At 41.0% G+C, this 24,692-nt stretch carries 25 protein-coding genes; 11 read left to right on the top strand and 14 right to left on the bottom strand.

Going from position 1 to position 24,692, the window contains the following annotated elements:
- Positions 1–52: 52 nt before the first annotated feature.
- Together AC19MX_RS13375 and cutA are read right to left on the bottom strand one after the other, a co-directional pair.
- On the bottom strand, positions 53–1,912 hold the full coding sequence (locus AC19MX_RS13375) for a protein-disulfide reductase DsbD (RefSeq protein ID WP_498298677.1): 1,860 nt from the start codon (positions 1,910–1,912) through the stop codon (positions 53–55).
- The gene (gene cutA, locus AC19MX_RS13370) at positions 1,909–2,235 is read right to left on the bottom strand and encodes a divalent-cation tolerance protein CutA (protein ID WP_432400987.1); all 327 of its coding nucleotides are present in this window, start codon (positions 2,233–2,235) and stop codon (positions 1,909–1,911) included. The genes AC19MX_RS13375 and cutA overlap by 4 nt, the downstream gene beginning before the upstream one ends.
- 245 nt (positions 2,236–2,480) lie before the next feature.
- Between cutA and AC19MX_RS13365 the strand changes: the two genes are divergently transcribed.
- Complete coding sequence (locus AC19MX_RS13365; protein WP_498298675.1) at positions 2,481–3,065, top strand: FxsA family protein; 585 nt, start codon at positions 2,481–2,483, stop codon at positions 3,063–3,065.
- A gap of 48 nt (positions 3,066–3,113) precedes the next feature.
- Here the strand turns inward: AC19MX_RS13365 and AC19MX_RS13360 are convergent, their stop codons facing one another.
- Both AC19MX_RS13360 and AC19MX_RS13355 read right to left on the bottom strand, forming a co-directional pair.
- Entirely contained in the window at positions 3,114–3,479 is a 366-nt protein-coding gene (locus AC19MX_RS13360; RefSeq protein ID WP_498298673.1) for a hypothetical protein, read from the bottom strand.
- Between the two features lie 93 nt (positions 3,480–3,572).
- A complete protein-coding gene (locus tag AC19MX_RS13355; protein ID WP_498298671.1) occupies positions 3,573–5,039 on the bottom strand; it encodes an MATE family efflux transporter in 1,467 nt (488 codons plus the stop codon).
- A 214-nt stretch (positions 5,040–5,253) separates the two neighbouring features.
- On the opposite strand from AC19MX_RS13355, the gene AC19MX_RS13350 reads away from it, so the two are divergent.
- From AC19MX_RS13350 to AC19MX_RS13335, 4 genes are all read left to right on the top strand, one after another.
- On the top strand, positions 5,254–5,544 hold the full coding sequence (locus tag AC19MX_RS13350) for a co-chaperone GroES (RefSeq protein ID WP_011639076.1): 291 nt from the start codon (positions 5,254–5,256) through the stop codon (positions 5,542–5,544).
- Positions 5,545–5,601: 57 nt separating this feature from the next.
- Complete coding sequence (gene groL, locus AC19MX_RS13345) at positions 5,602–7,239, top strand: chaperonin GroEL (protein WP_498298669.1); 1,638 nt, start codon at positions 5,602–5,604, stop codon at positions 7,237–7,239.
- Between the two features lie 359 nt (positions 7,240–7,598).
- A complete protein-coding gene (locus tag AC19MX_RS13340) occupies positions 7,599–8,687 on the top strand; it encodes a hypothetical protein (protein ID WP_498298668.1) in 1,089 nt (362 codons plus the stop codon).
- Between the two features lie 9 nt (positions 8,688–8,696).
- The gene (locus AC19MX_RS13335) at positions 8,697–9,245 is read left to right on the top strand and encodes a hypothetical protein (protein WP_498298666.1); all 549 of its coding nucleotides are present in this window, start codon (positions 8,697–8,699) and stop codon (positions 9,243–9,245) included.
- Positions 9,246–9,509: 264 nt separating this feature from the next.
- Here the strand turns inward: AC19MX_RS13335 and AC19MX_RS13330 are convergent, their stop codons facing one another.
- Positions 9,510–10,238, bottom strand: coding sequence for an NYN domain-containing protein (locus AC19MX_RS13330; protein ID WP_498298664.1), 729 nt, complete (start codon positions 10,236–10,238; stop codon positions 9,510–9,512).
- A 56-nt stretch (positions 10,239–10,294) separates the two neighbouring features.
- On the bottom strand, positions 10,295–11,344 hold the full coding sequence (locus tag AC19MX_RS13325; RefSeq protein ID WP_498298662.1) for a nuclease-related domain-containing protein: 1,050 nt from the start codon (positions 11,342–11,344) through the stop codon (positions 10,295–10,297).
- Positions 11,345–11,633: 289 nt separating this feature from the next.
- Between AC19MX_RS13325 and AC19MX_RS13320 the strand changes: the two genes are divergently transcribed.
- The 4 genes from AC19MX_RS13320 to AC19MX_RS13305 all read left to right on the top strand — a co-directional run bounded on the left by AC19MX_RS13320 (position 11,634) and on the right by AC19MX_RS13305 (position 15,119).
- Entirely contained in the window at positions 11,634–11,870 is a 237-nt protein-coding gene (locus AC19MX_RS13320) for a helix-turn-helix domain-containing protein (protein ID WP_498298660.1), read from the top strand.
- 2 nt (positions 11,871–11,872) lie between these two features.
- Positions 11,873–13,174, top strand: coding sequence for a HipA domain-containing protein (locus AC19MX_RS13315; RefSeq protein ID WP_498298820.1), 1,302 nt, complete (start codon positions 11,873–11,875; stop codon positions 13,172–13,174).
- Positions 13,175–13,512: 338 nt separating this feature from the next.
- On the top strand, positions 13,513–14,400 hold the full coding sequence (locus tag AC19MX_RS13310) for a peptidoglycan-binding domain-containing protein (RefSeq protein WP_498298658.1): 888 nt from the start codon (positions 13,513–13,515) through the stop codon (positions 14,398–14,400).
- Complete coding sequence (locus tag AC19MX_RS13305) at positions 14,397–15,119, top strand: hypothetical protein (protein WP_498298656.1); 723 nt, start codon at positions 14,397–14,399, stop codon at positions 15,117–15,119. The genes AC19MX_RS13310 and AC19MX_RS13305 overlap by 4 nt, the downstream gene beginning before the upstream one ends.
- A 44-nt stretch (positions 15,120–15,163) precedes the next feature.
- Here AC19MX_RS13305 and AC19MX_RS13300 read toward each other — a convergent pair whose 3' ends face one another.
- The gene (locus tag AC19MX_RS13300; RefSeq protein ID WP_188956336.1) at positions 15,164–15,652 is read right to left on the bottom strand and encodes a TIGR00645 family protein; all 489 of its coding nucleotides are present in this window, start codon (positions 15,650–15,652) and stop codon (positions 15,164–15,166) included.
- Positions 15,653–16,368: 716 nt separating this feature from the next.
- Between AC19MX_RS13300 and AC19MX_RS13295 the strand changes: the two genes are divergently transcribed.
- Complete coding sequence (locus AC19MX_RS13295; protein ID WP_432401003.1) at positions 16,369–16,773, top strand: hypothetical protein; 405 nt, start codon at positions 16,369–16,371, stop codon at positions 16,771–16,773.
- A gap of 326 nt (positions 16,774–17,099) precedes the next feature.
- Here the strand turns inward: AC19MX_RS13295 and AC19MX_RS13290 are convergent, their stop codons facing one another.
- The 3 genes from AC19MX_RS13290 to AC19MX_RS13280 form a co-directional block, all read right to left on the bottom strand.
- The gene (locus AC19MX_RS13290) at positions 17,100–17,609 is read right to left on the bottom strand and encodes a hypothetical protein (RefSeq protein ID WP_498298654.1); all 510 of its coding nucleotides are present in this window, start codon (positions 17,607–17,609) and stop codon (positions 17,100–17,102) included.
- Positions 17,610–17,819: 210 nt separating this feature from the next.
- A complete protein-coding gene (locus tag AC19MX_RS13285) occupies positions 17,820–17,990 on the bottom strand; it encodes a hypothetical protein (RefSeq protein WP_498298653.1) in 171 nt (56 codons plus the stop codon).
- Positions 17,991–18,514: 524 nt separating this feature from the next.
- Positions 18,515–19,549: a polysaccharide lyase family 7 protein gene (locus tag AC19MX_RS13280; RefSeq protein WP_498298651.1), complete on the bottom strand. Its 1,035-nt coding sequence runs from the start codon at positions 19,547–19,549 to the stop codon at positions 18,515–18,517.
- 299 nt (positions 19,550–19,848) lie between these two features.
- Between AC19MX_RS13280 and AC19MX_RS13275 the strand changes: the two genes are divergently transcribed.
- On the top strand, positions 19,849–20,598 hold the full coding sequence (locus tag AC19MX_RS13275; protein ID WP_498298649.1) for a class I SAM-dependent DNA methyltransferase: 750 nt from the start codon (positions 19,849–19,851) through the stop codon (positions 20,596–20,598).
- A 222-nt stretch (positions 20,599–20,820) separates the two neighbouring features.
- Here AC19MX_RS13275 and AC19MX_RS13270 read toward each other — a convergent pair whose 3' ends face one another.
- The 4 genes from AC19MX_RS13270 to AC19MX_RS13255 all read right to left on the bottom strand — a co-directional run bounded on the left by AC19MX_RS13270 (position 20,821) and on the right by AC19MX_RS13255 (position 24,583).
- The gene (locus tag AC19MX_RS13270) at positions 20,821–21,099 is read right to left on the bottom strand and encodes a DNA polymerase III subunit epsilon (protein WP_432401009.1); all 279 of its coding nucleotides are present in this window, start codon (positions 21,097–21,099) and stop codon (positions 20,821–20,823) included.
- A 160-nt stretch (positions 21,100–21,259) separates the two neighbouring features.
- The gene (locus AC19MX_RS13265) at positions 21,260–22,267 is read right to left on the bottom strand and encodes an alpha/beta hydrolase (protein ID WP_498298647.1); all 1,008 of its coding nucleotides are present in this window, start codon (positions 22,265–22,267) and stop codon (positions 21,260–21,262) included.
- Positions 22,268–22,310: 43 nt separating this feature from the next.
- Positions 22,311–23,081: an SDR family oxidoreductase gene (locus tag AC19MX_RS13260; RefSeq protein WP_498298645.1), complete on the bottom strand. Its 771-nt coding sequence runs from the start codon at positions 23,079–23,081 to the stop codon at positions 22,311–22,313.
- Between the two features lie 35 nt (positions 23,082–23,116).
- Positions 23,117–24,583, bottom strand: coding sequence for a flavin-containing monooxygenase (locus tag AC19MX_RS13255; protein WP_498298643.1), 1,467 nt, complete (start codon positions 24,581–24,583; stop codon positions 23,117–23,119).
- Positions 24,584–24,692 lie beyond the last annotated feature (109 nt).

Genomic DNA, 24,692 nt, shown 5'->3' with positions numbered 1-24,692 from the left:
AAAGATGCTGTTTTTAATTAGTTTTTAAATTCTATTTAGCTAATTTTAAAATTTATTTAGCTAATAACAGATCAAGATGAGCGGCAAAGTCTTTTGGGCCCATAAACCCGGTTACGCGTAAGTCTTCACGTTGCTCGCCGTCTTGGTTAAACATCAATAACGTGGGTAAGCCCAGCACGCCATAATGTTCCAGTAATTCAATATCAATGTCATCACTGGCGGTAACGTCGGCTTGCAGTAAAATCATTTGATCCAAACGTTTAGCCACTTCTTTGTCTTTAAAGGTAATGGCCTCAAACTCTTTACAGGCAACACACCAGTCTGCGTATAAATCTAACATCACGGTTTTACCGCTAATGCTGGCTTTATCGAGCTCGAGGTTTAAATCAGCCAGCGACTTAATGCGAATAAAGTGATTCGCTTCGGTTTTACCTTTGCCCTCAATACCCGCTTGAGTAATGCTTGGTGTCTCATGGCCAAAACCTGCCATAAGCGCCTGGAAACCATACGAGAAACTGGCTAACAATGTCAGCAACAGTAATACGCCACGGGTGGTTTGTTTCCAGTTAAATTCACTGAGTTTATTTTGGTGCATTAGGTAGCCGGTTAGCGCCACGCCCCATATCGACCACAATAAGTCTGATACTAGGCCAGGCCAAATACGACCCACCATCACAATAGAGACCGAAATCAGTAAGAAACCGAATATGGTTTTAATGATGTCCATCCAGGCACCTGCACGCGGTAAGATTTTACCACCAGAAGTACCAATCACTAATAACGGCAAGCCCATGCCCATACTGAGAACGTACAATGCTAAAAAGCCTTGCAGCAAGTCGCCAGACTGCGCCACATAAATCAGTACGCCTGACAATGGCGCGGTAGTACAAGGTGACGCGACAAGGCCTGAAATCACCCCCATCATGAACACACCAATCAGGTTGCCCCCTTTTTGGTTGTTCGACATCGAATTCATTTTTTCTTGCCACTTGGATGGCAGTTTCAAATCGTACATGCCAAACATCGACAAGCTTAATAATACAAACATCACTGCCAAGAAAATCAAAATGGCAGGGTGCTGCAGTGCCGCTTGAAACTTAAGTCCGGCAGAGGCAACCACTAATCCTAATAAAGAATAGGTAATTGCCATGCCTTGCACATAGGCCATTGATAAGGTGAAGGCTTTAGCGGTAGACAGCTTTTTACCTTGGCCAACAATAATACCCGACAAAATAGGGTACATAGGAAACACACAAGGTGTAAGCGCTAAACCGATACCTAAACCAAAGAAGATCACTAAGGTCCATAGTAGGCTGTCGTTTTGCAGCATCTGGTTAAGCGTGTCTTGTTGAGTAATAGGTGCTTTTGTCGTTTCGGTGTCAGCAACTGATTGCGTTGCTTCTGGCGCGCCAATGACTTTTTTGGTGGCGATGTAACCGTCGTTATCAGCAACAGCCGTTAATTTGACGTCGTTTTTGGTTGGCGGATAGCATAATGTGCCTTCTGCACAACCCATAAACGTCACCTGTAATAGCGCGTCAGCGTCAGCTTGCTTAAGCGCAACTGGGATCTCTACAAACGAGTAATAGACTTCCTGGTCGCCAAAATATTCATCGTGATGGTTTTTACCGCGAGGTAATTCAATATCCCCAATCACTGCGCCATTCGCAGAAAACTGCAACTTATCGCGATATAAGTAGTAACCGTCGGCAATCACAAAGCTGATTTTGAGTTGATTACCTTGTTGCTCATAATCAAACGCAAATGCCTCTTTCACTGGCATCAGCTTGGGTTCATTGCTTAAAAAGCTAAATGTGTTACTCGTGCTATTGGCACTGTGTACCGTTGGCGAGAGGATGATTGATGACATCAATAGCAATGATGTAAGGCAGAATACGACGATTTTTTTCATGATAATGAGTTGTCTTTTATCCATTGTAGATAAGGGCCAAAACCACCGATAATCGGAGTGGCAATGAATTCAGGTACTTCATAAGGGTGCATTTGGATCACAAGTTGCTCAATGGCATTATACTGTTCTGCCATGCATTTTATCTGCAATGGCACTTCTTGTGACTGGCAAATTTCATTGTTCCAACAGTAAACAGACTCTATGGCTTGGCCTATTTGCACACAAGCAGCCAATTGGTTTTCAACGAGTGCCGTGGCAATAGTTTTTGCTGTTTCGGCATCTGGACACGTGGTTAAAATCACGAGTTGCTTGGGTTTATACATATATAGTCTTAAAGTTTACTTAAGTTAAAGGCGTTATACTAAAAGCGTCATCACATTACGCTTATTTCGCGGAATTTTCACTAAACACAGATGATAATCGTGACCTGTCTTGAAAACAGACCCGATAACCCCCATTTAAGTTTCATCGGCATTATTTTTTAGGTCGCTAGCGTATAATTATACGTCGCTACTATATTATTTACCCCGTCGCCAACTGTAACAAAAAGCGATGATTAGAGGCCAATATGTTTTTTATTTTATTGTTAGTATTTGTACTTATTCCGGTTGTAGAGCTCAATGTGTTGATTGAAGTGGCAAGCTCCATTGGCTCATGGACCACGGTGGGCTTAGTGTTATTTACTGCCGTTGTCGGAGTGTCGCTTGTACGTAGCCAGGGGTTAAGCACCTTAATGAGCGTGCAGCAAAAGCTTGCGCGTGGCGAAGCGCCAGGGCAAGAAATTGTAGAAGGCATGATGTTAGCCGCAGCAGGGGTGTTATTACTTATCCCAGGTTTTGTGACTGACTTTATCGGCTTAATTTTATTAACCCCATTTACCCGAGCACCCATTGCGGCGTTTTTATATAAACGTATGCAATTACGCGTGGTTGCTAATGGGGGCTTTAAAGGTGGATTCAGTGCAGGACAAAACCCATTTGGTCAATCGGGTCCATTTGGCGGACAAAACCCAGATGACCAAAACGGCAATACGTTTGATGGCGATTTTGAGCGTAAAGACGAGCAGCCACGCAGTCATCATATAGAGCAAAAGCAATCTGCCGACGACATTATTGATGTTGAGCCAATAGATCCAAAAGACGATAAAAAGTAACTCAATGAGTCTGTACCCAATCAACAAAAACAGCCGACTACCTATGATTTAGTCGGCTGTTTTTGTTTGTCGCTGCTTATCTTGTTTGGCTCCTAACCAAAATGCGCTGGCAATACTGATCACCCAGTTAGCAATAAACAACCAGGTGATGGCAGACAAGTCAGCCGATTGTGTGTCGAGCGCCGCTTTAGACACCTCGGCGTAAATGGCACTTAAATCGTTGCCAATATTGCCGGCCAAAATCTGATCGGCAATCACTTGCGCCCGGCCAATAATGTGCTTCATTAACACCATCACGCACAGCAAACTGACGCTAATAAACCCCCAGCCCAACCATTTTTTACCTAACCAAACCTGACCACTGCCAGGACAAATAATGGCCGACAATAATGCGGCATAGAGGGATTTTTTCATGATAATACGGCTGAATGTTAAGGAGAATAATGAATGATATTAACTCACTGACGCCCGCTAAAGGCAAGCGTTGGGCATAAGGTTAATGTCGAATTAATCTGAGGGATTAGTATTAGTGCGCAACAGTTCTTTATTACGCTCAGATTTACTGTCGTGGTCGTTATCATAACGCTGACCATTATTGGCCCCATTGGTTTTATCGCCGCACGGTACACTGTGCTTAATGTGCTCGGGTTCGCTAATTTGAGTGGCCAGATAATAACAAGCAATGCCCATTAAGGTGTTAGTGATAGGCAATGCCAGTAAAATACCTTTAACACCACCAATATAAGCGCCTAGCGCCGCTAATGGCAGCATGATTAACATTAATCGACATAGGTTAATCACCAGTGAACTCAGTGGTCTGTGATAAGCATTTAAACTGGTCGCAAAAATAATCACAATGCCTAACGGGCCATAGGCTGCGGGCAGCACCATGACATAAAAACTCAACCAATCGATCACTAACGGGTCGCTAGTAAACAGTTGGGCAATGGCTGTGGCATTAAAATACAGCGGAATAAATAACAGGGTTTGAAACACAAACACAAATTGCAGCGACATCAATAAGGCTTTTTTGGCACGCTCTGGTTGATCGGCTCCTAAATTTTGCGCGATAAACGGCATTAAGCTTGATGATAAAGCCATCACCACAATCAATAACACCGACTCCAGACGAATACCTGCTCCAAATGCAGCGACACCAGCATGATCAATGCGCGCTAGCATGGCCATAATGATACCGTTGGCAATAGGGTTAATCACATTCATTAACGCCGCAGGGCGAGCAATGTGCGCAAGGGCTTTCCAGTGCAAAATAAAGCGGCCAATATCAAAACTGACAAACTCAACCAGTTTACGTTTGAACACAATCAAATAACCGGCTAACGACATTGCCACAACCCATGACAGCGTGGTGGCAATGGCGGCACCTTGTATTTCTAAGCGCGGAAATGGGCCAATACCAAAAATAAGCAGAGGGTCGAGAATTAAATTCACTACTGCAGCCAACATCATAATTTTTGCAGGGGAGCGAGTGTCGCCCGTGGCACGTAATCCTTGATTACCCACCATCAACAACACCAGTGCTGGCGCGCCTAAATACCAGTACCACATATAGTCATTAATTAACGGTAAGCTGGCTTCGTTGGCACCTAGCAGGCTAAAGATGGGTTCAATAAACACACAGCCGAGTATCGATAAACCCCAAATAATCAATAAAGTCATGCACAAGGCGTCAAACAAAAACACCTTAGATTCGGGCGCATGGCCAGAGCCAATTAAACGCCCAAGGTTAGTCGACACCCCAGCCCCAATACCAATGCCAATGCTTGAAATCACTAAGGTAACCGGAAAGGTAAAGCTCACCGCCGCTAATGCTTCTGTCCCCAACTGGCTGATAAAAAAGATGTCTACAAGACTGCCTCCCAGAATGGTCATAATTCCAATCAGGTTAGGCAAGCTCATATTAAATAGTACACGGCCAATAGGTGCGCTGAGCAACCCGTGTCTGTCTTTCATCTATTCTCTATCGTTTGGGATTTTAAAGGTGTCGAATTCTATCAGGATTAATCGGGCTTTAATAAAACAGACTTAAAAAAAGTGTAGTTTTTTTTAAAATTCCCCTTGGATCTGTGATCAATCACCCCCATATCACATGCATCAAGGGGAAAACCCTTTTTTGTTAGTTAATAGCCTCGTTTTTTGGGCATCACATCATTAGGAGAGTTCATAGATGAATATTCGTCCATTACATGACCGCGTTATCGTTAAACGTTTAGAAGTTGAATCAAAATCTGCAGGCGGCATCGTGCTTACAGGCAGCGCAGCAGAAAAATCAACTCGCGGTAAAATCCTTGCTGTAGGCAATGGTCGCATTTCAGAAAACGGCACAGTTACTCCACTTGACGTTAAAGTGGGCGACGTTGTGATCTTCAATGAAGGTTACGGCGTTAAGAAAGAAAAAATTGACGGTGAAGAAGTCTTGATCCTGTCAGAAGCTGACCTGATGGCAGTAGTAGGCTAAGCCTCACGCATCAATCGACTTTCCAATTAATCATTAAATTTAAAGGAACATCAAAAAATGGCAGCAAAAGAAGTCTTATTTGGTAACGACGCACGCGTAAAAATGCTTGCAGGCGTTAACATCCTAGCCAACGCAGTTAAAGTAACCTTAGGCCCTAAAGGTCGTAATGTTGTTTTAGATAAAAGCTTTGGCTCGCCAATGATCACCAAAGATGGTGTGTCAGTGGCAAAAGAAATCGAATTAACAGATAAGTTCGAAAACATGGGCGCACAAATGGTGAAAGAAGTTGCTTCTAAAGCCAACGATGCAGCCGGTGACGGTACCACTACTGCAACAGTATTAGCACAAGCTATTGTTGTTGAAGGCCTAAAAGCAGTTGCTGCGGGTATGAACCCAATGGATCTTAAGCGCGGTATCGACAAAGCGGTTATCGCAGCTGTTGCTGAACTTAAGCTACTTTCTCAAGAATGTTCAGACACTAAAGCCATTGCTCAAGTGGGTACTATTTCTGCTAACTCTGACGAATCAATTGGCGACATCATTGCTACCGCAATGGAAAAAGTCGGTAAAGAAGGCGTTATCACCGTTGAAGAAGGCCAAGCGCTTGAAAACGAATTAGACGTTGTTGAAGGTATGCAATTTGACCGTGGTTACTTATCACCATACTTCATCAACAAGCCAGAAACTGGCAGCGTTGAACTAGACAGCCCATTCATTTTGTTAGTAGACAAAAAAGTGTCTAACATTCGTGAATTATTGCCAATCCTTGAAGGTCTAGCGAAAACAGGTAAGCCATTGCTTATGGTTGCAGAAGACGTTGAAGGCGAAGCATTAGCAACGCTAGTTGTAAACAACATGCGCGGCATCGTTAAAGTGGCTGCTGTTAAAGCACCTGGTTTTGGCGACCGTCGTAAAGCAATGTTACAAGACGTGGCAATTCTAACTGGCGGTACTGTTATCGCTGAAGAAATCGGCCTAGAACTTGAAAAAGCCACACTAGAAGATTTAGGTACAGCTAAGCGCGTTATCATTACTAAAGATAACACCACCATCATTGATGGTAACGGCGACCAAGTGCAAATTGCAGCACGCGTTTCTCAAATCAAACAACAAGTTGAAGAGTCAACATCTGACTACGACAAAGAAAAGCTTCAAGAGCGTATGGCTAAACTAGCTGGCGGTGTTGCAGTAATCAAAGTTGGCGCAGCAACTGAAGTTGAAATGAAAGAGAAAAAAGCCCGCGTAGAAGATGCATTACATGCAACCCGCGCTGCGGTAGAAGAAGGCGTAGTAGCAGGTGGCGGTGTAGCCCTTGTTCGCGTAGCAAGCAAAATTAAAGATGTTGAAGTATTGAACGAAGACCAAAAGCACGGTGTGGTAATCGCACTACGTGCTATGGAAGCGCCTTTACGTCAAATCGCAACTAACGCAGGTCAAGAAGCATCAGTTGTGGCTAACACTGTTAAAAACGGCGAAGGTAACTTCGGTTACAACGCTGGCAACGACACTTACGGCGACATGTTAGAAATGGGTATCCTAGACCCAACTAAAGTAACCCGTAGTGCATTACAGTTCGCAGCGTCTATTGCTGGCTTAATGATTACTACTGAAGCGATGATAGCTGAAGTACCACAAGATTCTGCGCCAGATATGGGCGGAATGGGTGGTATGGGCGGTATGGGCGGCATGATGTAATCTAACTGGTTAAAATCAGTTATAGCGGCGTTACTTTGCCACTCACGTAGAAAAACACTACGCTTCGTGACAAAAAGCCTTGCTCTAAGCTGATTTTTCCTGCGTTAGATCAAGTGTTGTTTCAAGCCTAAAAGCTTAAAGCTAAACTTCTTGTAAAAGAATTGAGAAAGCCCCGATACCTAACGGTATCGGGGCTTTCTGTTATTTAGAAAAGGGTAGTTCTGAATTTATAGGTTAGTTGTCTTGAGCTTTTACTCTGATCGCTATTTGCCTTATTTACTATTAGTAAAACTCTAAAAATTGCTGATACACTTTATCTTATTGATTTTTATTGTTTGCTGTATTTTCGTGGAGGTCGTATGGCTGAGGGATTAGTTACATTTTTTAAGTACAAGGAATTTGGCTTTCACCGAGTAGGGTCTGACTATAGTGAGCCATTAGATATGGCTTATGTGCTTGATAATTTAAATACTTGGTATAGAACTCGGACATCTCTAGCTGATACTTTGTTGTGGGATGATGAAACGGTTGGATATTCTAATAGGAAGAAAGTTTATCTAAAGTCGATTGACCGGAATGAAGAAACTGGTGATTATCTAGTTATTTTGTGGAGAGCAATAGGCAATGGTGACGGTGTTTATGGTCTGCGATCTGACGCGCCTCTTAATGATGATCATCTATATGACGCAGATGATGTGAATCCTGATGATAGTATTATTTGGGGGGAGCCTTTGTATTATTGGTTTGTGCCTGAGATGAATGTTTTTGCCTCAATTAAATTTCCTCGCTCGGTATCTGATACACAAGTAATGAATAGGTACTTAAAAGACTTTGTACTGCTTCACAGTACAGTAAGGCCAAAAGTTACCGAAGAAAAAGAGGGGAAACTTGGCATGTATACTTCCGTATGCTTTCCATCATCTAAGGGGGATAATTTATGGTTAAGAATTTCGAGTCAACAGTATACCAAAATTACAAATAATGCTGACTTAGCCAGTATCGCTTCAGAAATCACTCATTTTGTTAAACGTGAAGTGATTAGTGTGGCAGAAATGCAAAGCTCTGGATGGCGGCGTCTTTGTGGGCAACTACCATTTGTCTCTAGTGAAAGTGATAGGGATACAAGACGAATAGAGGTAATCGTCGATGCGTCTCCAACTCCTGAACAACTTGGGGAAATGATGGAGACTTATCATGAGAACTATAATCCTGATCTTGAAGAATGGGCTAACTTAGGATTTAAAAAGGAAGGTGTTGGCGGAATATGTTGGCTAAACAAGTTTGTTGTAAAGAATGTTTTAGTTGTAAGTGATATAGGTGGTCGTAGCGATGAATCAGGGCATTACAGTACCGTGCGATTATATAATGCAATGCATTTGAATCGTCAAAGGTTGTTGGCTCCGTTTGGTACTTCGGATCTTCCGGTTAGTTATGCTACAGCTTCATAAGTGAATGACATGCATAATATAAAATCTGTATTTTGGCATTTAATGGTACTCATGTTAGTTATGACTATTAGTATTTTGTTTAGAGATGATTTGAGTTTTACTGAACTCTCACCATTTCTGTCTATTCTGCAAAATACTTCAGCTATGGTCTTCACTATAATGGGTATCTGGATCGCTTATCTTTATCCTAATGCTATTATGAAAATTACTCAGCCTTCCAGAATCGAGGTTGTGTTTTCAAATGAGGATGAGGCTAGAATTACACTTATTGTTGGCGTAGTTGCTCTTTCTGCATTGGTTATGTGCAGTCTTATTATAGGAGCCATAGCCGTGCCAATTTTAAAGAGCAGTTACTTGTACGAAGTTTATCCATCAATAATTCGTGGTGTCGGGTTGTTCTTAATTTTGATTATTGGTTACGTACAACTTTTTGCTGTGTACATCGTTTTTGCTTCAAATCTGGATTTTATAGTAAAGTTGAGAAATTTGAAAAAAAAGCAAAAAATGAATCAAAGGTTAAATCCTAAAATGGATTCAGTAAAAGATAAAGAAAACTGAAAAATAAAGCATTTAATTAACTATGCAGCCATTGTTAAATCTTGGGCATAAGTGTTAAAGGCAGTCGGTTAGGTTGATGCTGAGAAATGAACCAAGAATATTTGCGAGACGACCGTCCATCTCATGGACGGGATGTTCGAGCCCTCATGGATGAGTTTACGGCGTGTCGGTGTGTGAATGTCATGGTGAGCCTGTCATAGTCGTCAATTCGTTTACGAAATTATCGTTGTAAACTATTACTAAATTATCTCGAGACAATAATAGTTATTTCCCCTTACCGTTTGCCGTTTTATGCCTTTTTTTGTCTTTTACCCAAATGACTGAGCTGTTGGTTTTTTTCATATCAAAAAGATCTATAGATGCGAATAAATCACTCAGCTTCTTGAAGCCATAATTACGTTGATCAAACGAGGCATGATTAGAAATATGAGTACCTATAGGTCCTAACATTGCCCATCCGTCATCTTCCTCTACAGCTTCAATAGCTTGCCTCAATAAACTGATGAGTTTTGTATTTTTGTTTAAGCTTTTAGTGGCTGTAGGTAATGGAACCTCTTCACTTTGGTCATCATCGAGAAATAAAAAGCGAGAACAGCTATTAACGAATGGCATCGGGGCTTTGCGTTCTCCAAATCCTATGATGGTTTTACCATCGGCAAGCGCTCTAGTGACTAAGGGGGTAAAATCGCAATCTGATGAGACCAAACAAATAATATCTACATTCTTTGTGTATAAAACGTCCATAACATCAATAACCAGTGCCATATCTGTGGCGTTTTTACCTTTTGTTAAATCGAATTGTTGAATGGGTTGAATTGCATACTCATGTAGTACATCTTCCCAGGCTTTGAGGTTAGTATTTTTCCAATTACCATAAGCTTTACGTATATTTACCACACCATAGCGAGCAAGCTCGGATAGAACCTTATCAATTTTCTTTGCTGGTGCATTATCGGCATCAATAAATACAGCAATTCTATCTTTATCTTTCATGTTTTTGACGTCCTAGTCTAAATATTACAGGTTATGCTTTTACTCGCAGTTAATGATTAAATAATCTGCGTTTCAAACCCACAATCTAAACAACTCAATGTGTAGGTTTCTTTGCGCTTAGTGACTTTGGTATTTTTACTCTCGCATTGTGGGCAGGGTAGTTTCATTGCTGTGTTTTTACTGCATTGGTTGCAGTTGATGTAGTAACCGAATTTGCCATACATTGGTGTGTATTGCGTTGATTCGCCACAATGTTTACAGCTTAGTATCGGGTGCTGGGTTGGTGCTAATGTGGTTACTGCTTGAGGCATTGCAGTATTAGATTGAGCTAGATGATGAGTGGGGGCTGATGCTGGCTCTAACGCTAGTTCAAGTACTGGTTTAAGCTCTGGTGCATATGGTCTCGGTTGGATTTGCTTTCGTTCCACCAGAGCATGATTAGCTTGCTGAATATTTGAGTCGATATGTTGGCTAATAAGAAATTGGCCAATTGAATCGAGTTCTTGTTGGTTGAACTCAGGACGAGTGTCGGCGACGTTCACTAAACGGATCAATTTGTGTTTAAGCTTCATGATGCTTTTGAGTTCATCGACCAAAAATTCAGTTTTGAAAAGCTTGTCGGAAATCTGTTTCGGCATGGTTTTTCTGTCGATGACAGCATTACTGGATACTGCACATAAATAGTGCCAACAACGTCCATTGAAGCCTTGCTGCTTTATACCCAGTAACTTACTTAAAATCTCGCTCTTATGGTGTTTCAACATTTCCTTTAACAAGGCTTGTTGCAATTCTACTTGCTTAATGGGTGAGGGCATCCCGGCCCACTGGCTGTTATAGCTACGCGTCCATTCACCCTGGTTGTTCACTTTAACGTGACCTTTTATGCTTTTTGATTCAATGAGCACGAAACCATAGGTGTACACGATCAGGTGATCGATTTGAGCTGTTTCATCATTAAAGCTGAATTTGAAGTCGTTGATAACCAGAATTTCGGGATGATCTTTAAATGCTCGGCGTAAAAAGAAGGCCACATCCTGTTCTTGCTTTTGACCCGCAATAGCCTGTGGAGATGAGGTCGTTTGGAGTGATTTAGTTTTGAGAATCATTTATCAACAGCATCCATTCATAACTTGATAATAATCAATCTCATAATATCTATGATATGGATAAAAAAGCCAGTGTTAAATTTAAAAGCAAGGCGTAATCGATTCGATAGTGTAACAATTTACACTTTTGGTTCATTTAATGGTTTAGGTATTTAAAAAGTGTACAAAGTTACACTTTTAGTAGGAGCAAAAGAGTAAACCACTATAAAGTGTAGGTTGTTACACTCCACTGTTGAAATATCAGGCATTCAGGGCTAAAGTGTAGCAATGTACACTTTGGACTAACGTTATGGTATCTGCACTTAATCAACAATCTTTAGGCTTACTCATTAAAGAAACCAGAAACAACGCGGCACTGACTCAAGATGTGGCGGCGATGCTGTGTGGCGTGACTAAAAAGACCTTAATCCGTGTTGAGAAAGGCGAAGATGTTTATATCTCAACTGTGTTCAAAATTCTTAATGGATTGGGTATTAACATTTTGGCGGCGCAGCCCAGTGATGCTGATTCGAGTGGGTGGTACTAATGATGAGTACCGCTGAAAAACTGACTTTAGATATGCATCTGGGCGATCAGATAATTGGTGAGCTGTCATTTGATCCAGCGACTGAGACATTCACGGTCCAATACTCTCATAGTTGGCAACAAGGTGGTTTCCCTCTTTCGCCAATGATCCCTTTAGAGGGAACCGCTAACAGTCATCAAATTGCGATGTTTTTAGTCAACCTATTACCTGAAAATAAAGGCTTAGAATACTTAATTGAATCGCTAGGGGTATCTCGTGGTAATACGTTTGCCCTTATTCGTGGTATCGGCCTTGATACCGCGGGTGCCATCGCTTTTTCGCCCAAAGGAACATTGATACCGGCAACAGCCTTAAGGGAGATAAGTGCTGATGAAGTGATTAAGCGAATTGAAGATCCGCAGCTATGGCCAATGGAAGTGTGGGATGGAAAATCAAGGCTGTCAGTCGCAGGGGTGCAGTCTAAATTAAACCTGTTTTATAACGGTAAGATCTTTGGCTTTGGAGATGGCACGCTTGCATCCACACATATTTTGAAGTTTGCGCCATACCGTCATTTAGTGATTAACGAGTTTCTTACCATGAGCTTGGCTAAGGCTATTGGTAACGATGTTGCTAATGTCGATATTGTCGAGTTTGGTCAACATAAATCCCTTTGTGTCGAACGCTTTGATCGTCGTTATATCCCAGAGCATCAAAAAGTATTGAGACGGCACATGATTGATAGCTGCCAAGCGCTTGGTTTTAGTGTGAGCAAAAAATATGAACGCAACTTTGGCACCGGTCGTGATGTGAAAGGTATTCGAGAGGGCGTAAGCTTTGCTCGTTTGTTTAGCCTCGCCAGTCAGTGCACTAATCCTGCAGCGGCTAAACAAAATATGCTGCAGTGGGCTTTATTTAATTTACTGAGCGGTAATGCTGACGCCCATGGCAAAAACTACTCATTTTTCATGACTCCCACAGGTATGGTACCGACCCCCTGGTATGACTTAGTCAATGTGGCAATGTATAAGGATTTCGAGCAGGAGATAGCAATGGCTATCGATGATGAATTCGACCCTAATAAAATTTATGCTTATCAACTGGCTTCATTCGCCGAAGAACTTAGCTTGCCACGAGCCTTGTTAGTGAGCAATTTAACCAAAATGGCAACCAGAATTGAGCAAGCCATAGACGACGTGATTGCCATGCTGCCAACGCTGGATAAAGATGAACATGCCTTTGTGGCTGATTATCGCCAGCAACTCATGGCAAGGTGCGAACGCTATCTTGATATGGCTAGCGAAGTTAAGGCTGTTGAGTTGTAATAATAAAGTGAATGTAATTTAGTTTAGTCAGATTTAGTGATACCTCTGCTAATTTAATATTATGCCTTTTGAGAGGTGATCAATAAAATGATTGCTCTATTCAGCTTTGGATATCTACAATCGCTCAGAGATTCCCTGACGAATAATAAATCTATTCTAAAACTATCATAAGTAATTGTTTTTAATTTTAAAGCTATCATTTCTGATAGTTTAACCTGTTTACTATTTCAAGTATATTCTTTCTATAGATTTTCTTTAGATGCACTAATAAGTTACAAATTTTATAAGTCAGTGCTAATTAAAACATTAAAACATTTAGACATTTACAAGGAGTAACAATGGCTAAGTTAATAATCGCTCAATCTGTAGGGGTGGGCGGTGTAAATACACCAAATGATGTGAAAGCCGTGCAGGGAGCACTAAATAATTTATTAGGACTTATACCACCTACAAGAAAACTGGTTGAGGACGGTAGATTGGGTTCTCGTCCAGAGCATTCAAAAACAGTCGCAGCGATTAAGATATTTCAACGTAAATCTGTTGGCATGGTTCGTCCTGACGGAAAAATCGATGTAAACGGTCGCTCCCATCGTAAGTTTAACGAAAAATTAAGTGCACATTTGGCGGCTTTAGTAGTACCTATTTCAGGTTCACTCAAAGTGATTTTGAAGAAAAATCTAGAGAAATATGAGGGGCGTGTACCGCATATGTATTTAGATACTGTCGGTCAAGTCACTGTAGGTGTTGGGCATATGATGACCGATGTTCAGGCTGCTCAAAAGGTACCTTTTGTTGTTAGTAGTACGCGTGTGCCCGCAACCGCTCAGCAGATTGAAGATGAGTTTAACCTCATAAAAGCACAATGGGTTAGAGTTCAGGGCGCACAGAAACTACCTAATGCTGCTTATTACAAAAAATTTACTAAGTTGGAACTTCTTAATACAGATATTGATGTAATTAGGGACTCTCATATTGTAAATTTTGAAAAAGAGTTAAAAGGTCTCTATGGATACTCTACGTTCTCGACTTACCCTGACGATGTTAAGCTAGCATTATTTGATATGATTTTTAATCTTGGATTGACAAGGTTGAGTAATAAATTTGTTAATTTTAATATACATATCAAGGCTAGTGATTTCAAAAAAGCGGCATTGGAATCTAATCGACATCAGCTGAGTACAGATCGTAATTTTTATGTGCGTAATTTATTGAGTAATGCAAAATGATATTAAAAGTAATGTTAGTAGTAGGATCTGTAGCTGTATTTGGGATTGGGTGTGTGAGTGCAACGGGAAATATAGCACCATCATTACCATTAAATGCAGGTGAGTTTTTCCTCGAACAAACAAGGGAAATACACAATGCTGATGACTTCAAACTTTTACATAAAGACATATGGGGTTATGAAACAGAGCTGAAACATAATCACCATAAGAAGTTAACGGTTAATACCTGCGCAGATTTAGTTGCGAGTATAGATTTAGGGTATGAAGCTTCGCAGTCTGCGGATTATGGGGCCGTTATAATAGATTATAAAATATGTAAGTCATGGCAAGAATTATCCCTGTTTAAGCCGTCGCATCAAAGCTACCTTAGTGTTGTTAATTTGGACAAAAACTTTGCCAAACGTGTTCCGCCGCAATTAGCTTTAATTATCTCGAAGGATGATGAGCGTCGTCTGGTTGTAGCCACAAATTGGGATGAAATGAGTCACATCGTAAAGGTTGAAGCCATCGATGAAACTAGCGCAATTTTTGTTGATAATTCTGGAGGATCGCAAAGGCTTAATATAAGAGCTAAAGGTGACTATAATGGTGACGGTATTGAGGATATGCTTTTGAGCACCAGTAATACCGTCGAAGGTGGGAGCTACCATTCAGTAGATTACTTCATTCTTACGCGTCTATCTTCAGAAGCATCTTTTACCTTGTTAAAGCAATGGTAGTAAAACTAGCCCCATTTGATAGGGGCTTATTTTAAATTCTGCTGTTACTTACGGGTAATCTTATCCAGATATCCCATGGCGAAGGCCGATAATACGAAGGTGATGTGGATGAGTAGGTACCACATTATTTTGTCGTTCTCGATGTTTTCGGCATTCATAAAGACTTTGAGTAAATGAATTGATGAAATGGCGACAATCGATGCTGCCACTTTGTTTTTAAGTGAACCGGAATCCATCTTGCCTAGCCAGCTGAGTTTCTCACTGTTTTCGCCGACATCAAGCTGTGACACGAAGTTTTCATAACCTGAAAACATTACCATAATCAGCAGACCACCGACTAAGGTGATGTCGATGAGTGACAGGGTAACGAGCACGAGATCTACTTCTGCAATGGTGAAAATAATCGGAATGATGTGAAAGATCTCTTGAAAGAACTTTATGCCTAAGGCGAGTAAGACTAAGCTTAATCCCAAATAAATCGGCGCCATGATCCAGCGGGATGCATACATCAATTTTTCAAATATTTGTTCCATAAAAATAGTAACCCTTCAAATAAATACGCTAAAAATCAATCGAGCCATTTGCTGTAAAACAATGTGATAGTGAACTGTAACTGCGCTGACATATTATGGCAAGCCTGGTGATGCTTTATCTAAGATTTAGTGGTAATCAATAAACCTGTTACCGGCTCTAAAATATTGAAAACAGCCTTGGGTAGCAGCTTAAATTCTTCATGAAAATAGCGCTAACAGCTTGTTAATACCTCAGTAAGTCAATAGGGTAACAGGCTAGACTTTTTGTGGCGTATCTTATTTATCCAGAGTTAAGGTTATTTAGTAGGATAAAAGGATTTATTAGGGCAGACTAAAAGATAACCTGCTGACGTGTATATTTATTTAGTCTATTTTAATCTAGTGCTCAGGTTGACCCATTAAACTAAAATCATTAGGGCCTGTTGATCTTTCAAGGTTGTTTTTGCAGCGAATTGTTGGCCACTTTTACAAGGCAGAGACTTAGAGGTGTAGTTATTCTACATAAAAAGTCGATAACGCAGTAAAAATGGCCAACAAACGCTGCCCGAAGGGTTCGGCTAAAAACGTTTTACTCTTTGTTGAATGAATTTTGCTTAGATGACTAGGCATCAATCCATTCGCCTCGATTAAAACGTTTTTAACTCGAACAAAATTTAACCTGCAAAGATCAACAGGCCCTAGTTATATTTTTTCAGCAATAAGAGGGATCTATCATTATGGATAAAGCGAATTCAAACACCAAGCGAAAAATGCCCTGGATTGCAATTGGTATCATTGCGTTAATCGTGTTGCTGTTTAGCCTACTCGTTACGCAAATGCCTAAGGGATTTACGTCAGATCTCGAGCAAATAGGCACGGGTAAACCTGCAATTGTGTTTGTTTACGATCCTAACCTTGTGTCGAGTATCACCCAAACTGAGCAAATGAATGAAGCCCGTGATCATCTTGGTGATAATGTGTTCTTTTTACTTGCCAGAACGGCAACGCCAGAGGGGGAAGCATTTATTGCTAAGCATAATGCTGGATTGACTGAAGTCTTTCTGTTTGACTCTCAAGGTGTACTCATTAAAAGAAAGCCTGCGGTGTTAGATGCTAATGAACTGATGCGTTTGGTACGGTAGGTGTTTGTACGTGATTGTTTTGAATTATTAAGTCAGTTGATCAGACGCAAGCGGTAATAGCTACTTTGTTTCAGTGCCCTTTTTAAAAGCTAAATGTCATGATAAGTGCTTTTTCTAACACGATTTATTTGTTGTTAAATGTATTACAGGCATAAATTTTAGATTTGATTTAAAGATTAAAATCTGAATTTTGATATGCAAAAAGCCTCAATACTTAGCTATATTGAGGCTTTTTATTGTAAGAGCGTACTTATGTCATCGTTTTTAACGTAATCTTTAACATTTTTTCAGGTTCCATTCATACGCATTTTATTATGAGCGGGGGGTTAATGAGACAGTGCTTTTAAAACGTCACTTCTATCGACCAAAGGTTTTTTCGCTTGTAAATGAACAACGAAGTCATAGGCATTCAAGTCGAATTGGGTATTTTTTTGTTTAGGGTCTGCGCCTTGAAGAATCAAAAAATTGACTAATTTACTATCATTAAGCAATAACGCAGTATGAAGTGGCGGTAGGCTACTAATCGTACTTGGTGCATTCACTGAAGAACCATTGTTAATAAATCTTTTTAAATAGAGGTACTTTTTATCTTCATTTACAATCCCAAATAGGGTTGCGATGCCTCCTCTAGATTCCAACTCTGCGATATCTGAATCCATTAGTCTAAAATTAATTAAAAAAGTGTGACAAAGTGTATGAGGAATATACAGACCATCTTCACCGGCACCACACAGAATGACATCTTCAATCTTTCTATTCGATAGTGTGTAGCTAGCACCAATGATATAAATTATAACAAGTGCCGCAACACCAATGAATAAAGTTCTAAGCTTCATATTTAACCCCACACAATTTTATTATTACCATGTAGAGCAAGTATTCCAAAGTGAGGGGTATCTATCTTTGCTATGCCATTCGCATGCATTTTCAATATTGTCAGAAAACTAACCGATAGCTGCTTACGCACGATATCGTAAATCTGAATACGCATTAAGTCGTTAGTTGATGCATGATGAAACCAATGTTTGAGAGATTTTCTGCCAAATTTAACAAGCACTTTTTTTAACTCCTGCAGTAGGATTCATCAATGAACCAAATAAAGCGTCAATAAACCCCATTGCATATGAGGAATCAACAGCTTCCAACAACAATCCTTGAGCAAAACCACGCACAGCATCAGTAATAATCAATTCATCTATCAATTCATGCTGATTCATAAATATAAACTTTAAAATGATGGTTGTTTCATTTTCATCAAAAAGAAGTTCGTCATTGGAAAACTACTTAAGGTGCACACTTTTATTCATGATTATCAATCTCCATATAATTAAAAATCCGATAGCAAGTTAAAATTTTAACAACTAAGGTACAGTAAAACAATTATTACAATGGATGTATTCAACCCAGTTTAATGAAGCCAAAGAATATGGGAAATGACTATAATCGTTTGATTCTAGATGCTTTTTGATTGAGTAAGAACCCATTGCAACTTTGCCTAAAACCGTGATAACTGCGTTACTTTACTATTCGCTTAAGAAATTTTTGATACCTGAACGTATCGAGTTTTTAGGTACTTAGTGACATGGCAGGTTTACGGTTTGGAGTACTTTTAAAGTACATTTCTGAGTGGCGTCATGTCAAACATTGATACATCCCGACACGAAGTTTATCGGGATGTTATGGTCTTATAATGGGTATTGTAAAAAGTTAAGCTAACCAATGAGTATCAATAACCTGTTACTTACTGCTTCAACTCAAGTTGATAAAAGCTCGCTTGTGCATAGTCGCCTGCTTCCATGCCGCGCCATTGGCAATCTGAACTGCTTTTATTGGTATTACATTGGTTATAAACGCCTGCTTTGTAATACATCCAATCATTTTTATAGCCTAGATCGACCTTGTGGTCTTGGTAATTCCCCTGGGCCAGGTTAACGTCGAAGGTCTTTACGATGGGTTTGTCGCTGCCTGGATTTTTGGTAAATGTCAGCTTCATAGTATCGCCTTCAACATTCACTTCGTACGCGAATATCTCACCTAATTTAATGCCATCTTTTGGATCGCTAGCACCCTGGCGCAGGTTGTATTTACCAAACACATTATGACGAATATCTTGGCGAAGTTTTTTGCCATTACTGTCGACAGCATCTTGTAGTTTTGGCTCAGGGTTAAGCTCGTAACTCCAGGCTAAAGAACCATATTCGTGCTCTGGCAATTTACGGTAAACAATTTTAAGCGGTTCGTTATCTGAGCCATGAATTTGACCAATAACCACAGCATATGCACCATTCTTTTTGTCATTACCGCTGCTGCTGACTTTATCGACTGATAGTGTTGCTTTTAGTTGCCCGCCAATCGCGCCGTATTCGCTGGCATTAGAGTGTGATGCTACAACGAAATTGTTTGTCGGCTCATCATATTTATCGGCCAACATGGCGCGAAGTTCGCTGCGGGTATTTTTACTATTTGGCGTGGTTGGTGCTTCATTTGGCGCAACAAACACTAATGCGCCGGTGTTTTTATTGGTATAAAACCACTGCGGATGAGAGTAAGGCGTTTGGGTATCGCTGAGTTGTTGCTTGTCTATTTCTAACACCTTGGCTGATTTTTCAGTAGAGAGTTCCGGTAAGGTTATTTTCCATTTAGATAGATCGAAGTTTTGTGCCGGAGCATGGGTGGGGTCAAGATTAAATTTTTTGGCAGTATCAAGTTCAATTGAAGCGACTGCAGAACCGGCAAGTAAACTGGCGGTTAATAAGCTCAGTTGGATCTTTCTCATTGGATTGTTCCTCAAAACCATGACTAAAACAGAACACCAGAATACAACAATCATATTGTATTACAAATAGTGGTTTGTATTCGTTGCGCTAACTGTGAGTTAGCTCATCGTTAAGCTGATAATCAACGGAGTAAATCGGCCGTAATAAGGGCTTGCTGCCAGCATCGTTCAAATTTACTGGAGCGAAAGTTTAGCGCGTCAATATTGTTGATGGATTGGCTGGTTTTAATGATTTCTCAATCAGGCTAATTGATATATGATGCGCCACCTTAAATTTAGCCTGTCTTCGATTCTATTTTATGTCTACCAATGCCCTTTATACCGATTTGTCCGGTTATTACGATTTAATGTGTTGTGATATTAACTACCAACAGCAAAGCAATAGCGTAGCTCGTTTGCATCAGATTTTGGGCAATAATGGTAAACAACATTTAGATTTAGCTTGTGGCACTGGGCCGCATGTTAGGCACTTTATCGACTTAGGCTTTCAAAGCAGCGGGCTTGATATTAATCAGCCTATGCTCGACATTGCTATGCGTCGTTGCCCTGAAGCACTGTTTAGTTTGCAAAACATGACTGAGTTTTATGTTGAAGAGAAGCTGGATTTAATTACCTGCTTTTTGTATTCCATTCATTATTCACAAGGTACCGAGGCGCTTAAAGCCTGTATTGCCAGTGTGCATAAGGCGTTAAATTCTGGCGGTTTATTTTGTTTTAATTCTGTCGATAAGCACAAGATTAATAATAATGCCTTAGTGCGTCACAGTGCTGATTTTGAAGACAGCCGATTTATTTTTGAGTCGGGTTGGCATTACAGCGGTGCAGGTGAGATGCAGACTCTTAATTTGAGTATTGCCAAAACTCAGTTTGACGCCACACAGATGTGGCAAGACTCTCATTCCATGGTCGCCACAAGCTTTACTGAGCTACAAGCATTGTTGGCACCGTATTTTGATGTGCAAATATTTGAACACGATTACGATAGAATCATCCCGTGGGATTTAGCCTCAGGCAATGCCTTGTTTGTGTGTACTAAACGGGAAGTTTAAAAGTTAAGGCTTGAGTGGGCGTTTGGGCTGTTGTGCAAAAGATCTGTTCGCTAATGACTTTTTAACCATTATTCTGCACACATTAATGGGTAGGATTTTGAGCCTGTAAATAATGTTGCTAAATAGATTGTCTACTTAACTAGGGCTCTAACCAGGGCTCAGGTTTCTTACTTAAATCAAGCCAGCCATTATGGTGACTAATGGCTGGTGTTTACACTTCGTTTACTGATTAGTATCAGTAAATTCCGCTTCCGCTTTTTCTAGTTCTTGCTGTGTTTTAAGCTCAAATTGTTGCAGCTTTTTCAATTTTGCTTCTTCTGCAAGCGTGGCTTGTCGTTCTTTAAAGCTGTGCTTTTCTGTCTTGGTCAGAAATTTAAACGCTTTCTCGTTGGCCAGTGCATAGCCGACCACATCTTCGCCTTTTACTCTGCGTTCATCAACACGTTGTGAAAAACGTTGGTTATCGCGCGCTTTGCGCTCTTCTGCATTAAGCTTACTCATGATATATCCTCATTTGTTATTACTGTTTGGGGCGATGGTTCAGTCAAACAAATGAGTTAGGTTGCACATTCATAAAGCTGAGCGCGCATTTTAGCATAAGTTGGTTTGGTAACTAATCTGAATGCAGGGATAAGCGATCAAACTATTTCATATCTGCCATTTAATCATTAAAGCGCTTCAATGCTGCAGCAATATCATGACAAGCCTGTTTGGCGCGTTTGCTGAGTGTGGTGATGGAGATAAACCCGTGCATGCAATCGTCATAGTGCTCGTGGTGGATGTTAACGCCGGCACCTTTTAATCGATTACCATAGGCAATACCGTCATCCCTTAATGGATCAAACCCAAGTGTTAATAAGTAAGTGCTAGGCGATTGGCTTATATCAGCGGCCTGGAGTGGGCTGACTAAGGGTAGGGTGACTTCGTCGAGTGAATTGACATAATGGCCTCTAAAAAAATCCATTAAATCGCGTGTTAGCAATAACTGCTTATTGAAGCAACGGTAAGACTCGCTGAGCCCTTGTAAATCGACCATGGGGTAAATTAAAAACTGAAAGTTAGGCTTTGCTTTGACTTGTACTGGCAGCGTTGTGTGTAATGACGGTAAACCAATAATGCAGGCTAAATAAGCGCCTGCGCTGTCGCCGCCAACACCGATATGCTCTGGATTGATATTAAGCTGTTGATGGTTGTCGTTAATGTAGTTCCAGGCTTCGATGCTGTCACAAATGGCGCTAGGGAATTTATGCTCAGGGGCTAAACGATACCCCACTGAGATGATATTCATGTTGCCGTGCTTAGCCAAAAACCGGCAAAAACGGTCATGAGTGTTAATACTGCCAATCACGCCACCACCACCGTGAAAATACACTAAGGACTTTTTAGGGATGTTACTGCTGGGGTGGTAAATCCGCAGGTTAATGGTATTTGTGTCGCCAAGGTCTGTGCTGATTGGAATCGTTAAATCTGTCACCTTATCCATGGCAATTTTATTCAGCCCAACCAGCTTATCCATTGCAGCATAGATAACCCTAAACAGTGCTACGGGGAGTTTATATAAAGGCAGTAGTGACAACATTTTAGCGACGCTTAACTGTGACGATTCGAGTTTAGCAGTGTGTAATATTGTGTTCTCAGATGACGGCTGAGGCTTATTATTGTTGTCCATTTTTATGGCCTTTTTGATGTGTATTGTATCCGCTTCAAAGGGGTTATCGGCTTAACCATTTCATCACTAAACGATTAATAAACGCCGGTGATACGTTACTTAATCGGTGTAATATCCCATAAAACAGGCTGACTGTTCTGTGAGTTTTTGGGCGCCTAACTTGTTTGTCGATGACAGCGACCACATCTTGAACGGTGATACTCACCCCAAGGCGAGTTAACACTTTGGCGCTGTTTTGTTGTGATTTAAGCATGTTAGTTGCCACAAAGGGCGGCATGACGTCGCAAACCTTAATACCATATTTTGCCCACTCTAGTTCTAACGCTTCGGTCAGGGCTTTTACAGCAAACTTACTGGCCGAATAACTTGCCAGTTCTGGTACGCCGTAATCACTGCTGGCCGATGACATATTAATCACAGTGCTGTTGCCATGGTTTTTTAAATAGGGCCAGGCCGCATGGCATAAGTTCATCACCCCGTTAACATTAATATTAAGAGTGCGATGATGCTGCTCAATCGAGACGGCTTCAAACGCGCCAATTTCTAGGATGCCGGCGTTATTGAGCAATATCGCCAAACAATCATTATGTTCAGCACAAAATTTTGCCATAGCATGTTGTACTTGTGAAACATCACCAACATCCAGTTGAAACAAGCGTATTCGCGTTCTATCCCATATTTCGGTGGCTTGTGTTAGTTGCACCATATTGATGTCGGCCATGGCGACCCAGTAGCCTTGTTTATAAAAGTGCTGAGCGGTGGCCAGACCAATACCTGAAGCCGCGCCGCTAATAAATATGGTGTTTTTATTCATTACGAAACCCATTTAATGATTCTGTTAACCGTTAATTAAAACGTGGTGGTATGGATATGTTCCATTTGCGGCTCTTTCATTTCATCAACCCACCGCTGCCAGGTGTATGGCCATAAAATAGGGTCGCCATCGGCGTCTAAATACCAACTTTGGCAGCCACCCACCCAACTGGTACCTTTTAAACCTTCTTTGACATAAGCCGTAAAGTCATCAATGGCTTGTGGTTTGGCTTCAAACTCATCAAATTCATGCGCACGCCATTTATCAATTAATTTGATCACGTAATCTGTTTGTACTTCGCTCATGGCGATAACCGAAAAATTACCAATGGGAGTATTGGGGCCAAGCATTAAAAAGAAGTTTGGATAGTCGCTAAGTAGCATTGAGCGGTAAGCTTTAATTTTATGTGCCCAGGCTTTATCAATATGTACATTATTGCGGCCAATGAGGTTCATTGGGCGCATAAAGTTAAATGCGCTAAATCCGGTCGATAACACTAATACATCCAGTTCGTGGTGCTTGCCATCTTTGGTGATAATGCCGGTTTCGGTAATGCGTTCAATACCTTCGGTGATCAGTTGTGCGTTGGGTTTTTGAATGCCTTTATAAAATGTGCTGTTGATAATGACTCGCTTGCAACCGACTTGATAATTTGGCCGAAGCTTTTCACGTAATACTTTGTCCTTAATACTTAATCGTAAGTTTGCTTTACACAAAAAACTCAACAAATGTTTTTGGATAAACTGGCCGGTCACGGCTTTGGTAAAAAAATGCTCTAAAAAGAATTTACCGGTATTGCGATGGATTTTGGTAATAATCGGAAAACGGGTCATGAGTTTTCGCATGGTGTGTGAAAACGTAAAATCCGGCAGGTGCATTAACCATTGCGGCGTACGCTGAAATACCGACACGGCCGCGCCAGTTTTAATCAATTCAGGTATCGCTTGCGCCGCCGTTGACCCCGTACCGATTATTCCAACACGAGTATTGGCTGATATCTCGACACTATGATCCCATTGTGCGGTATGAAACTTGGCGCCTTTAAAATCGTCAAGCCCAGCAATACTTGGGAATTGGGGATGATGTAAAATGCCGGTGGCACACACCATAAAATCGGCAATGTAGGTTTGCCCTTTGTTTGTTTTGACGGTCCATTTTCCATCGGTATATTGGGCGTCGGTTACCGCTTCATTAAAACGTATATCACGCGCGACATCGTATTTATCGACCACGTGCTCAAAGTATTGTCTTATCTCTGGCCCGCGGGCAAAAAAACGACTCCAGTTTGGGTTAGGCTCAAACGAATAGGTATACATGTGAGCGGGTACATCGCAAGCTGCGCCTGGGTAGGTGTTTTCTCGCCAGGTACCGCCAACAGACTTTTTTTTCTCCAGGACAACAATGTCGGTAATGCCTGCCTCGCGCAGTTTAATGGTCATTAAAATGCCTGTCATACCGGCGCCAATAATCACCACTGAAGGGTTGCGTTTTGTTTGAGTCATAGGGCCTCAATTATTATCATTATTGTGAGTCTTATTATTCTGCATGCGCATGCAAATATTGTTAATAAATTGTGTCGATTCCCCAGCATAGGAAATTTCGCTCAATTGA

Source organism: Shewanella sp. MF05956, from assembly GCF_059758055.1.
This window is presented reverse-complemented; position numbering and strand designations above follow the sequence as displayed.

What these genes read in the sequence shown, in the direction of transcription:
- AC19MX_RS13375 (WP_498298677.1), bottom strand. Translation starts at nt 1,912, where the DNA reads ATGAAAAAAATCGTCGTATTCTGCCTTACATCATTGCTATTGATGTCA.
- cutA (WP_432400987.1), bottom strand. Translation starts at nt 2,235, where the DNA reads ATGTATAAACCCAAGCAACTCGTGATTTTAACCACGTGTCCAGATGCC.
- AC19MX_RS13365 (WP_498298675.1), top strand. Translation starts at nt 2,481, where the DNA reads ATGTTTTTTATTTTATTGTTAGTATTTGTACTTATTCCGGTTGTAGAG.
- AC19MX_RS13360 (WP_498298673.1), bottom strand. Translation starts at nt 3,479, where the DNA reads ATGAAAAAATCCCTCTATGCCGCATTATTGTCGGCCATTATTTGTCCT.
- AC19MX_RS13355 (WP_498298671.1), bottom strand. Translation starts at nt 5,039, where the DNA reads ATGAAAGACAGACACGGGTTGCTCAGCGCACCTATTGGCCGTGTACTA.
- AC19MX_RS13350 (WP_011639076.1), top strand. Translation starts at nt 5,254, where the DNA reads ATGAATATTCGTCCATTACATGACCGCGTTATCGTTAAACGTTTAGAA.
- groL (WP_498298669.1), top strand. Translation starts at nt 5,602, where the DNA reads ATGGCAGCAAAAGAAGTCTTATTTGGTAACGACGCACGCGTAAAAATG.
- AC19MX_RS13340 (WP_498298668.1), top strand. Translation starts at nt 7,599, where the DNA reads ATGGCTGAGGGATTAGTTACATTTTTTAAGTACAAGGAATTTGGCTTT.
- AC19MX_RS13335 (WP_498298666.1), top strand. Translation starts at nt 8,697, where the DNA reads ATGCATAATATAAAATCTGTATTTTGGCATTTAATGGTACTCATGTTA.
- AC19MX_RS13330 (WP_498298664.1), bottom strand. Translation starts at nt 10,238, where the DNA reads ATGAAAGATAAAGATAGAATTGCTGTATTTATTGATGCCGATAATGCA.
- AC19MX_RS13325 (WP_498298662.1), bottom strand. Translation starts at nt 11,344, where the DNA reads ATGATTCTCAAAACTAAATCACTCCAAACGACCTCATCTCCACAGGCT.
- AC19MX_RS13320 (WP_498298660.1), top strand. Translation starts at nt 11,634, where the DNA reads ATGGTATCTGCACTTAATCAACAATCTTTAGGCTTACTCATTAAAGAA.
- AC19MX_RS13315 (WP_498298820.1), top strand. Translation starts at nt 11,873, where the DNA reads ATGAGTACCGCTGAAAAACTGACTTTAGATATGCATCTGGGCGATCAG.
- AC19MX_RS13310 (WP_498298658.1), top strand. Translation starts at nt 13,513, where the DNA reads ATGGCTAAGTTAATAATCGCTCAATCTGTAGGGGTGGGCGGTGTAAAT.
- AC19MX_RS13305 (WP_498298656.1), top strand. Translation starts at nt 14,397, where the DNA reads ATGATATTAAAAGTAATGTTAGTAGTAGGATCTGTAGCTGTATTTGGG.
- AC19MX_RS13300 (WP_188956336.1), bottom strand. Translation starts at nt 15,652, where the DNA reads ATGGAACAAATATTTGAAAAATTGATGTATGCATCCCGCTGGATCATG.
- AC19MX_RS13295 (WP_432401003.1), top strand. Translation starts at nt 16,369, where the DNA reads ATGGATAAAGCGAATTCAAACACCAAGCGAAAAATGCCCTGGATTGCA.
- AC19MX_RS13290 (WP_498298654.1), bottom strand. Translation starts at nt 17,609, where the DNA reads ATGAAGCTTAGAACTTTATTCATTGGTGTTGCGGCACTTGTTATAATT.
- AC19MX_RS13285 (WP_498298653.1), bottom strand. Translation starts at nt 17,990, where the DNA reads ATGAATCAGCATGAATTGATAGATGAATTGATTATTACTGATGCTGTG.
- AC19MX_RS13280 (WP_498298651.1), bottom strand. Translation starts at nt 19,549, where the DNA reads ATGAGAAAGATCCAACTGAGCTTATTAACCGCCAGTTTACTTGCCGGT.
- AC19MX_RS13275 (WP_498298649.1), top strand. Translation starts at nt 19,849, where the DNA reads ATGTCTACCAATGCCCTTTATACCGATTTGTCCGGTTATTACGATTTA.
- AC19MX_RS13270 (WP_432401009.1), bottom strand. Translation starts at nt 21,099, where the DNA reads ATGAGTAAGCTTAATGCAGAAGAGCGCAAAGCGCGCGATAACCAACGT.
- AC19MX_RS13265 (WP_498298647.1), bottom strand. Translation starts at nt 22,267, where the DNA reads ATGGACAACAATAATAAGCCTCAGCCGTCATCTGAGAACACAATATTA.
- AC19MX_RS13260 (WP_498298645.1), bottom strand. Translation starts at nt 23,081, where the DNA reads ATGAATAAAAACACCATATTTATTAGCGGCGCGGCTTCAGGTATTGGT.
- AC19MX_RS13255 (WP_498298643.1), bottom strand. Translation starts at nt 24,583, where the DNA reads ATGACTCAAACAAAACGCAACCCTTCAGTGGTGATTATTGGCGCCGGT.